General features: G+C 61.6%; 10 protein-coding genes. 3 read left to right on the top strand and 7 right to left on the bottom strand.

Features of this window, described 5'->3' with window-relative positions; all coding sequences use genetic code 11:
* Nucleotides 1-66 precede the first annotated feature (66 nt).
* Nucleotides 67-1,248 carry an acetyl-CoA C-acyltransferase family protein gene (locus ABIE16_RS27300; protein ID WP_057713967.1) on the bottom strand — a complete coding sequence of 394 codons (1,182 nt, stop codon included), beginning with the start codon at nucleotides 1,246-1,248 and terminating at the stop codon, nucleotides 67-69.
* Nucleotides 1,245-2,027 carry an enoyl-CoA hydratase-related protein gene (locus tag ABIE16_RS27295; protein ID WP_429522313.1) on the bottom strand — a complete coding sequence of 261 codons (783 nt, stop codon included), beginning with the start codon at nucleotides 2,025-2,027 and terminating at the stop codon, nucleotides 1,245-1,247. The genes ABIE16_RS27300 and ABIE16_RS27295 overlap by 4 nt, the downstream gene beginning before the upstream one ends.
* Nucleotides 2,028-2,245: 218 nt before the next feature.
* Here ABIE16_RS27295 and ABIE16_RS27290 point away from each other — a divergent pair, with 218 nt between their 5' ends.
* From ABIE16_RS27290 to ABIE16_RS27280, 3 genes are read left to right on the top strand one after another with little or no spacing between them, the layout of a single operon-like run.
* A complete protein-coding gene (locus ABIE16_RS27290; protein ID WP_429522312.1) occupies nucleotides 2,246-3,352 on the top strand; it encodes a polyamine ABC transporter substrate-binding protein in 1,107 nt (368 codons plus the stop codon).
* Nucleotides 3,353-3,391: 39 nt separating this feature from the next.
* Nucleotides 3,392-4,810, top strand: coding sequence for an aminotransferase (locus ABIE16_RS27285; protein ID WP_429522311.1), 1,419 nt, complete (start codon nucleotides 3,392-3,394; stop codon nucleotides 4,808-4,810).
* The gene (locus ABIE16_RS27280; RefSeq protein WP_057713971.1) at nucleotides 4,807-5,715 is read left to right on the top strand and encodes a LuxR C-terminal-related transcriptional regulator; all 909 of its coding nucleotides are present in this window, start codon (nucleotides 4,807-4,809) and stop codon (nucleotides 5,713-5,715) included. The genes ABIE16_RS27285 and ABIE16_RS27280 overlap by 4 nt, the downstream gene beginning before the upstream one ends.
* A 132-nt stretch (nucleotides 5,716-5,847) precedes the next feature.
* Here ABIE16_RS27280 and ABIE16_RS27275 read toward each other — a convergent pair whose 3' ends face one another.
* From ABIE16_RS27275 to ABIE16_RS27255, 5 genes are all read right to left on the bottom strand, one after another.
* Nucleotides 5,848-6,162 carry a hypothetical protein gene (locus tag ABIE16_RS27275; RefSeq protein WP_223503668.1) on the bottom strand — a complete coding sequence of 105 codons (315 nt, stop codon included), beginning with the start codon at nucleotides 6,160-6,162 and terminating at the stop codon, nucleotides 5,848-5,850.
* 650 nt (nucleotides 6,163-6,812) lie between these two features.
* Nucleotides 6,813-8,882: a phenylacetic acid degradation bifunctional protein PaaZ gene (gene paaZ, locus ABIE16_RS27270; protein ID WP_429522310.1), complete on the bottom strand. Its 2,070-nt coding sequence runs from the start codon at nucleotides 8,880-8,882 to the stop codon at nucleotides 6,813-6,815.
* A 57-nt stretch (nucleotides 8,883-8,939) separates the two neighbouring features.
* Complete coding sequence (locus tag ABIE16_RS27265; RefSeq protein WP_429522309.1) at nucleotides 8,940-10,193, bottom strand: OprD family porin; 1,254 nt, start codon at nucleotides 10,191-10,193, stop codon at nucleotides 8,940-8,942.
* 34 nt (nucleotides 10,194-10,227) lie between these two features.
* Entirely contained in the window at nucleotides 10,228-11,874 is a 1,647-nt protein-coding gene (locus ABIE16_RS27260) for a cation acetate symporter (protein ID WP_429522308.1), read from the bottom strand.
* On the bottom strand, nucleotides 11,871-12,179 hold the full coding sequence (locus ABIE16_RS27255) for a DUF485 domain-containing protein (protein ID WP_007978006.1): 309 nt from the start codon (nucleotides 12,177-12,179) through the stop codon (nucleotides 11,871-11,873). The genes ABIE16_RS27260 and ABIE16_RS27255 overlap by 4 nt, the downstream gene beginning before the upstream one ends.
* Between the last annotated feature and the right edge of the window lie 127 nt (nucleotides 12,180-12,306).

The following is a 12,306-nucleotide window of genomic DNA, read 5'->3' as shown; positions in this document are numbered from 1 at the left end:
ACTGGTCTGCTGGAATGAAAAAGGCCGGTGATCTGGATGATCACCGGCCTTTTTTGCGGCTATTGCTTAGACGCGCTCAAAAATCGCCGCAATCCCCTGACCACCACCGATGCACATGGTCACCAGCGCGTAACGGCCGCCGGTGCGGTGCAGTTCGTGGATGGCCTTGGTGGCGATGATTGCGCCGGTCGCGCCCACCGGGTGGCCCAGGGCGATGCCCGAACCGTTCGGGTTGACCTTGGCCGGGTCGAGGTCCAGTTCCTGGCTGACGGCGCAGGCCTGGGCCGCGAAGGCGATGTTGGCTTCGATCACGTCCAGGTCGGCGACGGTCAGGCCGGCGCGCTTGAGCGCCAGGCGGGTGGCCGGGATCGGGCCCAGGCCCATGAATTCCGGTTCGACGCCGGCGTGGGCGTAGCTGACCAGGCGGGCGAGTGGCTTCAGGTTATTGGCCTGGACCGCGTTGCCACTGGCCATGACCAGTGCGGCGGCGCCGTCGTTCAGGCCCGAGGCGTTGCCGGCGGTGACCGAACCGTCCTTCTTGAACGCCGGCTTCATTGCTGCCAGCTGTTCCAGGGACGTGGCGCGCGGATGTTCGTCGACGCTGAACAGTTTGACGCCTTTGCGATCCTGGATCTCCACGGTCGCGATCTGCTCGCTGAAGTAGCCGTTGGCAATCGCGTGGGCCGCGCGTTGCTGGTCTTCGAAAGCCAGGGCGTCCTGCATTTCGCGGGTGATGCCGTTGCGCGCGGCGACGTTCTCGGCGGTGATGCCCATGTGGATACCATGGAAGGGGTCATGCAGGATGCCGAGCATGTAGTCGATGACTTGGGCGTTGCCCATGCGCGAACCCCAACGGGCGGCCGGCATCAGGTACGGGCCACGGCTCATGGATTCGGCACCGGCACCGACGACGATGTCGGCATCGCCGAGCATCAGGGTCTGGGCGGCGTTGATGATCGCTTGCAGGCCCGAACCGCAGAGGCGGTTGACGTTGTAGGCCGGGGTTTCCTTCGGAATGCCGGCGTTCATCGCCGCGACGCGGGAGATGTAGGCATCGCGGGTTTCGGTCGGGATCACGTTGCCCATCACCAGATGGCCAACGAGCGCCGGGTCCACGGCGGCTCGCTCCAGGGCGGCTTTCACGGCGGTGGTCGCGAGGTCGGCCAGCGGCACGTCCTTGAGCGAACCACCGAAGGTACCGATGGCGGTACGGGCGGCGCTGACGACGTAGATTTCTGGAGTGTTCATGGCTGGTTTCCTTTCGGTGGATTCTTATCTGTACTGCGATTGAGCAGGGCGTTCAAGGCGGTTTTCGCCTCGTCGGTATTCAGGCGCTGAATGAACAGCGTGTTTTCTTCGCGCAGGGTGGTTTCCAGTTCGGCCAGGCAAGCCTGTTTCATCAGCAGCCGGGACTGGCGCAAGGCTTGCTGGGGCATGGCCAGAAAGCGCTGGGCGATTTTTGTCGCCGCCGCCAGGCATTGTTCGCCGTCATCGAAGGCTTCGTTGGCCAGGCCCCAGGCCACCGCTTCGTTGCCGTCCAGGCCGTTGCCCAACAGGAGCAGGCTCGCGGCACGGGCATGGCCAAGCCGGCGTGGCAGCAACAGGCTGGCGCCAAATTCGGGGCACAGGCCGATGTTGACGAACGGCATGCGCAGCTTGGCGTTGCGGGTGACCAGTACTTGATCGCAATGCAGCAGCAATGTGGTGCCAATACCGATGGCCGCACCGCAGACTGCCGCGATCAGCGGTTTTTGCAGGCGCGTGACGACCTTCATCAGGTGGAACGCCGGGGCGTCCAGATGAGTCGGCGGGTGCTGGAGGAAATCCACCAGGTCATTGCCGCTGGTAAAGCACGCCGGGCCACCGGTGAGGATGATCACGCCGGTCTGCGGGTCTTCGTCGGCGGCCAGCAACAGCTCGGCCAGTTGCGTGTACATGGCGTTGTTCAGCGCATTGAGCTTGTCCGGGCGGTCGATGGTCAGCGTCAACACGCCGTCGCGTTGCTCGTGTTTGATCAGGTCGGTCATCGCAGGCTCTGCAGGGTCGGTTCAGGGCTGCCACTTTAAGCGCCGGACAAACCCCGGATCTATGGCAAAACGGGTCAACTGCACTGCCGCTTTTTGCCATGCCGGTGTGTCCAAAAAACGACACACACCCATTCGGGGTATGGCCGCGCCCGGCGAATCCACCAATAGTGGGGGCATCCGCTCATCCAGAGCCGAACTCGCTATAAGGTGCATTTGCTATGGGCAAGACGCTGCTTAAGGTGATTTCCAGTCTGTTTGTTGTACCGCTGACATTGAATGCCTACGCCGCTCAAGTGGACGACAGCCATACGCTGCGGTTGTACAACTGGGCGGATTACATCGGTGAAAAAACCGTGGCCGATTTCGAAAAGGCCACCGGCATCAAGGTCATCTACGACACCTTCGATGCCTACGAAACGGTGCAGGCCAAATTGCTCGCCGGCCACTCCGGTTATGACCTGATCGTGTTGAACGCGTCCCTGGCGCCACCGCTGATCAAGGCCAAGGTGTTCCAGCCGCTGGACAAGAAACTGCTGCCGGGCTGGACCAACCTGGACCCGAAAGTCCTGGAGGATCTGCAAGGGTACGATCCGGGCACCACGTACTCGGCGCCTTATACCTGGGGTAGCAACGGCGTCACCTACAACGTCGACAAGATCAAGGAACGCATGCCGGACGCGCCGATCGGCTCGCTGGCGATGATCTTCGATCCGAAGATCGTCTCGCGCTTCGCCGACTGCGGCGTGACCCTGCTCGATGCCCCGACCGAAGTCATTCCCATGGCCCTGAAGTACCTGGGTCGTGATCCGAGAAGCGCCGCACCGGAAGATCTGAAAGCCGCCCAGGACTTGCTGTTGTCCGTGCGGCCGTACATCCGCAAGTTCGACTCGGTCAATTACCTGACCAGCCTGCCCAACGGCGACGTGTGCATGGCCATGACTTGGTCCGGCGACTACGCCACCGCCATGGCCCGCGCAGCAGAAGCCAAAAAGAAGATCGACCTGGCCTACTTCATTCCCAAGGAAGGCTCGCTGATCTGGTTCGACAACCTGTACATCCCGGCCGACGCGCCCCACGTCGCCAATGCCCACAAGTTTCTCGAGTACCTGATGCAGCCGCAGGTGATGGCGGACGTGAGCGACTTCATCAATTACGCCAACAGCAACGCCGCGGCCACGCCGTTGTTGAGCGCCGATGTGCGTAACAACCCGGCGATTTACCCCGACGCGCAAACTCGCGAGCGGCTGTTTCCGCAGAAGACCCAGAACGCCAAGGACATGCGGGCGATTACCCGGGTCTGGAGCACCGTGAAAAGCGGCATCTGATTTGTTCGAACGTTAGTCAATTCGGTTAGAGGTTTATTTATGGCGACGCCAACACGCACCGTTTTTTCCCCAGCGGACGAGTCCCGGCTGGTCAAGGCCGACAAGGCTCACCATATGCACGGCTATCACGTGTTCGACGAACACGCCGAACAGGGCTCGCTGAACATCGTCGCAGGCGACGGCGCTTACATCTACGACACCCAGGGCAACCGCTTTCTCGATGCGGTGGGCGGCATGTGGTGCACCAACATCGGCCTGGGTCGCGAGGAAATGGCCGAGGCCATCGCCGACCAGGTGCGTCAGCTGGCCTATTCGAACCCGTTTTCCGACATGTCGAACAACGTCGCCATCGAGCTGTGCGAAAAACTCGCCAGCCTGGCCCCCGGCGACCTCGACCATGTGTTCCTGACCACCGGCGGCTCCACCGCCGTGGACACCGCGTACCGGCTGATCCAGTACTACCAGAACTGCCGAGGCAAACCGGAGAAGAAGCACGTCATCGCCCGGTTCAACGCCTATCACGGCTCCACCACCCTGACCATGTCGATCGGCAACAAGGCCGCCGACCGCGTGCCGGAGTTCGACTACGCCAACCCGCTGATCCACCACGTCTCCAACCCGAATCCGTACCGCGCGCCCGATGGCATGGACGAGGCGCAGTTCCTCGAGTTCCTGGTCAAGGAATTCGAAGACAAGATCCTCTCGATTGGCGCGGACAAGGTTGCCGGGTTCTTCGCCGAGCCGATCATGGGCTCGGGCGGGGTGATCATTCCGCCCCGGGGCTATCTCAAACGCATGTGGGACGTCTGCCAGCGCTACGACATCCTGTTCGTCGCCGACGAGGTGGTCACTTCGTTCGGGCGCCTGGGCAAGTTCTTTGCCTCTTATGAGGTGTTCGACGTGCAGCCCGACATCATCACAACCGCCAAGGGCCTGACCTCGGCCTACCTGCCGCTGGGCGCGTGCATCTTTTCCGAGCGCATCTGGAAAGTCATCGCCGAGCCGGGCAAGGGCCGCTGCTTCACCCACGGCTTCACCTACAGCGGGCATCCGGTGTGCTGCACGGCGGCGCTGAAGAACATCGAAATCATCGAGCGGGAAAACCTGCTGGCCCATGTCGACACGGTGGGGGCTTATCTGGAGGAGCGCCTGGCCACCCTGCGGGACTTGCCGTTGGTGGGGGATGTGCGCTGCCAGAAACTCATGGCCTGCGTGGAGTTCGTCGCCGATAAACGCACCAAGGCGCTGTTCCCCGACGAGATCAACATCGGCGAGAAAATCCACGTGCGGGCCCAGGCCCGGGGCTTGCTGGTGCGGCCGATCATGCACCTCAATGTCATGTCGCCACCGTTGATCCTGACGTCTGCCCAGGTCGATGAAATCGTCGAGACCTTGCGCACATGCATTCTGGAAGTGGCCGCCGAGCTTGAAGCGAGCGGACAGTACGCGGGCCAATGATTTCGTCAGTCAGGCTGTTACCAAGGGCGTGTCCAGCCGCTAGACTGCGGGGCATGAGCAAACCAGACGACGATACGCTGATCGCGGTGCCCTTCGGGGCATTGCACAAATGGCATGGGGGAATGCGCGAGGCATTCGCCCATATCGATGAGCCTGACGCCTTGCAACACCTGGCGTCGGCGTTGGCACAACTGGTGTCCGTCGAGTCGATGATGATCAGCCTGGAGCGTAAGGACCGCGCGCCCCAGTTGCTGCATCAGCGCGGGATTGCTCAGGAGTATCAGGTCTCGATTCTGGAGCGCTATTTTGCCGGGGGTTATTTGCTCGATCCGTTCTGCCTGGCGGTGGAGCAGGGGTTGGCGCAAGGCTTCTATCACCTGGAGGAGATTGCCCCGGACAACTTCTTCGACAGTGACTACTACAAATCCTATTACCTGAAGGCGGGCTGCTCGGAAGACAGCTACTACATTGTCGATATCGGCAATGACACGAAGATTTCCGTCAGCCTCTATCAGGGTTTCGGCGGTGAATGCCTGAGCGCCGAACAGCTGAATCTGCTGCGCGCCGTGGAACCGCTGGTGCGCGAATTCATCAGCGAATTCAGTCAACGGGGCATGCTGCGCAGTCGCGAGATCCAGTGCGATAAAGACCAGGGCATGCGCGATGATCTCAAGCACCGGGTGCAGTCGGCGTTCGAGCATTTCGGCAGCGACTTGCTCACTGAACGAGAGCGGCAAGTGGCGCATATGGTGTTGCGCGGGCATTCGGTGAAATCCACGGCCAGCCAGATGAACATCTCACCGGAAACCGTGCGCATGCACCGCAAGAACCTGTACCTGAAACTGGAGGTGGGTTCGCAGTCGGAGTTGTTTGCGCTGTTTATCGAGTGGTTGCGCAGGCACTGAGAATTTCAGCTCGGCACAAATCAAATGTGGGAGCGAGCTTGCTCGCGAAGAACGTCCAGACGACGCGTTCTGTCAGACCGCCCGCGTTATCGTTGACCTCCATCGCGAGCAGGCTCGCTCCTACAGGGTTGGTCAGCGTGCCCGCAACCGTCGCCCGACCACATCCAGCACATCACAGCCATCGCGCAACGGGATGGCGCAGAGCAATGAAAAGTCGCTGAGGATGAAGGAGTCGCACTCGATCGAGCCGCGCATGGACAGGTTTTCCAGCAATTGGGTGACGGCGCGGATTCGGTAGTTGGCGGCGTCCATCAGGACGTCGAGCGGTGCGTGGGTGTCGACGAAAAGGGTGGGCATTTCACTGCAATTGCTGGTGAGTGCCATGAAGCGATTGTTGGGGTGTGGGGTTGGTTTTTCGTAGGGTGGATCGGGATGAATGGTTTTCATGCTTTCTAACTCTAGGAAAGGAAAATCGAAGCTACCGAAAGCCTTCCTACGGGCTAGGGTGGCAGCCATGTACGGGGTAGGAATATCGAGTCCCTAGCACCTCGACCACGCCGAAGCGTGCCCGTACATAGCCGCCGCAGCTGATCTTACGGACGCATTTCAACGGCCGCAAACCAGGTAATTGGCGCCAACGTGGTACTAGGGAAACTGGAGGTTCCTACACCTCGCCACTGAATTTCAGTGACCACCAAAGACTATCGATTGAGCACCTTTCAAACCAGTTCATGCGGATCGCCGCAATTCGAAGGAAATCTCCGAAGACCTTGCCCGGAAATCTCCTAGGACCTGTGGAACTTGTATCCGCAAAACGGGGGGAGTGAGTTGTGGGTGAGGCACAACGGGCATGACCGAAGCCTAGGAAAAACAGAAATGTCCTACGCCAATTGACGCCTGGATCACCTCAACCCTGTGGGAGCCAGTGAGCACAAAATTGAAGTTCGACAGAGAACGAACTGTGGGAGCGAGCTTGCTCGCGATGGCGGACTGTCAGGCACTATTGATGTTGACTGACACTCCCTCATCGCGAGCAAGCTCGCTCCCACAGGGGGTGGCGGTTGACCACGAGATCTGTGGTCAACCGGGGTTTCTGATCAATCTTCGCGTTTGACCACCAGGGTCAGAATGTCATAACTGGCCACCAGTTCACCCAACTGGTTGGTCACTTCCACATCCCACGCCACCACCCCTTGCGGGATGCCTTGCGGGCTCTTCTTGCCCTGGTCGATCTTGCGTTTGCAGGTCAGGCGCGCCTGGATGGTGTCGCCGATGCCCACCGGGTTGATGAAGCGCAAGGTGTCCAGGCCATAGTTGGCCAGTACCGGCCCCGGAGCGGGGGAAACAAACAGCCCGGCCGCTGCCGAAAGCACGAAGTAACCGTGGGCGATGCGCTTGCCGAACTGCGATTCCTTGGCTGCGATCTCGTCGAAGTGCATGTAGAAGTGGTCGCCCGACAGGCAGCCGAAGTTCACCAGATCTGCTTCGGTGACGGTGCGGCGGTGGGTCAGCAGCGACTCGCCGATCTGCAGGTCCTGGAAATGGCGACGGAACGGATGCACGTCGGTTTCGATGACCTTGGCCCCGCGCACGTACTCGCCGGTGACCGCCGCCAGCATGGTCGGCGAACCTTGTACCGCCGCGCGTTGCAGGTAGTGTTTCACCGCGCGCAGGCCGCCGAGTTCTTCACCGCCACCGGCCCGCCCCGGGCCGCCGTGCTTGAGCTGTGGCAGCGGCGAGCCGTGACCGGTGGATTCGCCGGCAGAGTGGCGATCCAGTACCAGCAAGCGGCCGTGCCAGGCAGCCGCGACCGGGATGGCCTTGGCGGCGATTTGCGGATCCTTGGTCACCAGACTGGCCACCAGGCTGCCTTTGCCGCGCGCGGCCAGGGCCAATGCTTCGTCGAGATCGTCGTAGGCCATCAGCGTGCTGACCGGACCGAACGCTTCGATATCGTGGGTGCCGCCCTCGGCATGGGGGTCGCGGGCCTGCAACAGGGTCGGGGCGAAGAACGCGCCCTTGTCGACGTTTTCACCTCGTGGTTCGAAACCGTCGCGGGCACCAAACAGCATATCGCTGCTCTGCAACAGGCTTTCCAGACGCTCAGCCACGTCTTTCTGCTGATCGTGAGACGCCAGTGCGCCCATGCGTACGCCTTCCACCGACGGGTCGCCGACCACCACTTTGGCCAGGCGATCACGCAGGCGCGTAGCCACGGCATCAATGTGCTTGGCCGGGACGATGGCGCGGCGGATGGCGGTGCATTTCTGCCCGGCCTTGGTGGTCATTTCCCGGGCGACTTCCTTGATGAACAGCTCGAACTCTTCGTCGTCCGGGGTTACGTCCGGGGCGAGGATCGCGCAGTTCAGGGAGTCGGCTTCGGCGTTGAACGGCACCGAATTGCGGATCAGGTTCGGGTTGACCCGCAGCTTGGCTGCGGTGTCGGCGGAACCGGTGAAGGTCACCACGTCCTGGCCTTGCAGGCGGTCGAGCAGGTCGCCGGTGCTGCCGATGATCAGTTGCAGGCTGCCCGCCGGCAGAAGGCCGGACTCGTCCATCAGGCGCACCACGGCTTCGGTCAGGTAGCTGGTGGCGCTGGCGGGTTTGACGATGCACGGCATGCCGGCGAGGAAGCTCGGGGCGAACTTTTCCAGCATGCCCCAGATCGGGAAGTTGAAGGCGTTGATGTGCACCGCCAGACCGCCACGGGGCACCAGAATGTGCGTACCGGCGAAGGTGCCCATTTTGCTCAGCTGCATCGCCGGGCCTTCGTGGACGATGTTGCCCGACGGCAGCTCGCGGGAGCCGAGGCTGGCGTAGGTGAACAGCGTGCTGTTGCCGCCTTCGATGTCGATCCAGCTGTCGGCGCGGGTCGCGCCGCTGTGGTGGGAAATCGCGTAGAGCTGTTCCTTGCGCTCGCTCAGGTACAGGGCCAGGGCCTTGAGACGCTGGGCACGCTGCTGGAAGTCCAGCGCCATCAAGCCGCTGATGCCCTGGCGACGGCCGTGCTCGATGGCTTCGGCGAAGTCCGGACGCTCTTCGTGGGTGCGGGCGATTTCATGGCCGTCGATGGCGCTGCGCAGGACCTGCGCGCCGTGTTGGCCGATCCAGCGACCGGCGATGAAGCTTTGCAGGGTGGGGGCATGCAGTGCAGGTGAAGAGGACATCACGATTGCTCCTGGTTATGAAGGGTTGTGGCGCGGTGGCGACCGCGCCTTTCGGAATTACCAAAGCGCCAGGGTGTAACCGACGATCAGCCGGTTCTCATCGAGGGCGGTAGTCAGGCCATTGCCGGAACGGAAGGTCACGTTGCGCCAGCGCAGGCTGACGTTCTTGAACACACCGCTCTGGACGACGTAGCTGATATCGGTGTCGCGCTCCCATTCGCGACCGTTGTCGACGGTGCCTGCCTTGACGTGGCGACCGTCGGTGTAGCGGGTCATGAAGGTCAGGCCGGGAATGCCTTGGGCCGCGAAGTCATAGTCGTAACGCAGTTGCCAGGAGTCCTCGTCGGCGCGGGTGAAGGTGTTGAACGTCACCAGGTTGACCACGTACGGATCGCCGCCGTTGAGGAACGGAAAGGCGCTGTCGCCGGACAATTGCTGGTAGGCGGCACTGACCTTGTGGGCGCCGTGGGACACCGTGAACATGCTGTTGAAGTTGCGGTTGTCGATGCGCCCGGCCCGCTCGGCGCCGTCGCCCCGGCTGTCGAAATAACGCAGGTCGCTGCGCAGGTTGAAGCCGTTGCCCAACGGTTGCGTATGCACCAGTCCGGCGAATTGCTGGCGATAAATCTGGTCGAGCTTGCTGTAGTAGTAGCTCACATTCAGTTGCGGGCTGAACGCGTAGGTGCCGCCGCCGAAGTCTAAGTGATCGCTGGTGGCGGCGGCGTAGCCGATGTCATCGTTGCTGGAGGAGTCACGCAGGTTGGCCTTGGTCAGGCGTCCGGCATTCACCGTCAGGCCGTCGATTTCCTGGCTGGTCAGCAAGCCACCTTCAAATGTCGAACCAAGCAGGCGTGTGTCGTTGTAGGTGGCCACTGGCAACAAGGGTTGCAGGGTGCCGAGTTTCAACACGCTTTTGGATACTTTCAATTTGCCGGTCAGGCCCAGCTCACTGTACTCGTCGTCGGGCTCATGGCTCTGCGGGCCAAACGGCAGCAGCCCGGTGCCACGGCGGTCGGGACTGGAGTCGAGCTTGATCCCCAGCTCCCCCAGCGCGTCGAGACCGAAACCGAAGGTGCCGTCGGTGAATCCGGACTCGATGCGCGCAGTGAATCCCTGGGCCCATTCTTCGGCTTTGGATTGCGGCGCGTTGTCCTGACGGAAATCGCGATTGATGTAGTGGTTGCGCATATCAATGCGGGCCTTGCTGTCGCCGATGAAGTCGGCCATGGCGCTGGGGGCGATCATGGGCAGACTCAATGCGGCGGCCAGTGAAAACATTGATTCACAAGACGTGGTACGTGCGGGTTTCATTATTTTTATTCCCTGCCAACTGATCGGTCGTCGTTTAGTGTTTGCTGGCGCCAGTGGCACCGATGCCGGTCATCGAGCGGATGAACTGCGCCAGATAACGGCCACGCTCAAGGGCTGCACGGGGCGAGGTGTCGGTGACGGAAAACAGCCATGCACTAAAGAACGCCAGGCTCATGGAAAACAGGGCCGGGTTGGAGTACGGGAACAGCGCCTTGTCGTGATGCATCACGTTGACCCACACCGCCGGGCTCAGCACCAGCAACACAATCGCCGAGACCAGTCCGGACAGACTGCCGAGGACGGCGCCGCGGGTGGTCAGGCCTTTCCAGTACATAGAAAGGAACAGCACCGGGAAATTCACCGATGCGGCGATGGCCAGCACCAGACCGGAGAGGAAGGCAATGTTCTGCGACTCGAACAGCAGGCCGAGGACGATCGCCAGCACACCGATGCACAGGGTGGCGATTCGCGACACGCGCATTTCCTGTTGCTCGCTGGCCTGGCCTTTGCGCATCACGCAGGCATACAGGTCATGGGAAACCGCCGAGGCGCCGGACAGCGCCAGCCCGGCAACCACCGCCAGGATGGTGGCGAAGGCGACCGCCGAGATGAAACCGAGGAACAGGTTGCCGCCCACGGCCTGAGCCAGGTGCACGGCGACCATGTTGCCGCCGCCGATGATCGCGCCGCTGGCGTCACGGAACGCCGGATCGGTGCCGACCATGACGATGGCGCCGAAGCCGACGATGATCAGCAACAAGTAGAAGTAGCCGATGAAACCGGTGGCGTAGAACACGCTTTTACGCGCTTCCTTGGCATCGCTGACGGTGAAGAAACGCATCAGGATGTGCGGCAGGCCGGCGGTGCCGAACATCATGCCCAGCCCCAGGGAAATTGCATCGATCGGGTTGGACAGCAAGCCGCCGGGGGCCATGATTGCGTTGCCCTTGGCGTGCACGGCGGTGGCACCGGCAAACATCGCCTCAGTGCTGAAGCCGAAGTGCTTGAGCACCATGAACGCCATGAAGCTGGTGCCGAACAACAGCATCACCGCCTTGATGATCTGCACCCAGGTGGTGGCGAGCATGCCGCCGAAGGTCACGTAGAACACCATCAACACGCCGACCAGCATGACGGCGTAGAGGTAGTCGATGCCGAACAACAGTTCGATCAGCTTGCCGGCGCCGACCATCTGCGCCACCAGGTACATCAGGGCCACGGTCAGGGTGCCGAAGGCCGAGGTCAGGCGCACCGGGGTTTGTTCCAGGCGATAGGACACCACGTCGGCAAAGGTGTATTTGCCCAGGTTGCGCAGGCGCTCGGCAATCAGGAACAGGATGATCGGCCAGCCGGCCAGCACGCCCAGGGCGTAGAGCAAGCCGTCATAGCCATTGAGGAACATCATCGCGGAGATGCCGAGGAACGAGGCTGCCGAGATCATGTCGCCGGCAATCGCCAGACCGTTCTGAAACCCGGTCATGCCGCCGCCAGCGGTATAAAAATCGCTGGTGGAGCGGGTACGCAGTGCCGCCCAGCGTGTCACACCAAGGGTGAACAACACGAACACCAGGAACATGCCGATGGCGTTCCAGTTCAACGGTCGGGATGCGCCGTCGGCGGCCATCGCAACATCAGTGACAGCCGCCAGCGGCAGCAGGAACAGTGCAAGAAGGCGGTTCATCGGGCGCACTCCTGCTTGAGTTTTTCATTCAGCGGATCGATCACGTTGTTGGCGCGATAGACATAGAAACCGGTCAGCGCAAAGGCCAGCCCGACGATGACGACACCCACCAGCATGCCCACGGTGGTCACGCCGCCGCTCAGGGATTGGCCGAGGGTAGAAGGGGAGAAAGCCACCAGCAGCACGAAGCCGTAATAGATCACCAGCATGGCCAGGCTCAGTGACCAGTACAGCTTCTGTTTGCGACGAACCAGCTGGATGAAATCCGGGTGCTGGCGGATGAGTTCTATTTCCTGGGGTGTCATGACGCGCGCTCCTTTGTTTTTTTTGTTGTGGGTGAAACGTTGTATTCGTGCCGAATCACCGGCCCCCTGTGGGAGCGAGCTTGCTCGCGATGAGGCCATTACATTCAGCATTGATGGTGGCTGACCC

Origin of the sequence: Pseudomonas sp. 2725, from assembly GCF_050434585.1 — a bacterium.
In the GTDB taxonomy this organism is placed as follows: Bacteria; Pseudomonadota; Gammaproteobacteria; order Pseudomonadales; family Pseudomonadaceae; genus Aquipseudomonas; species Aquipseudomonas jessenii.
This window is presented reverse-complemented; position numbering and strand designations above follow the sequence as displayed.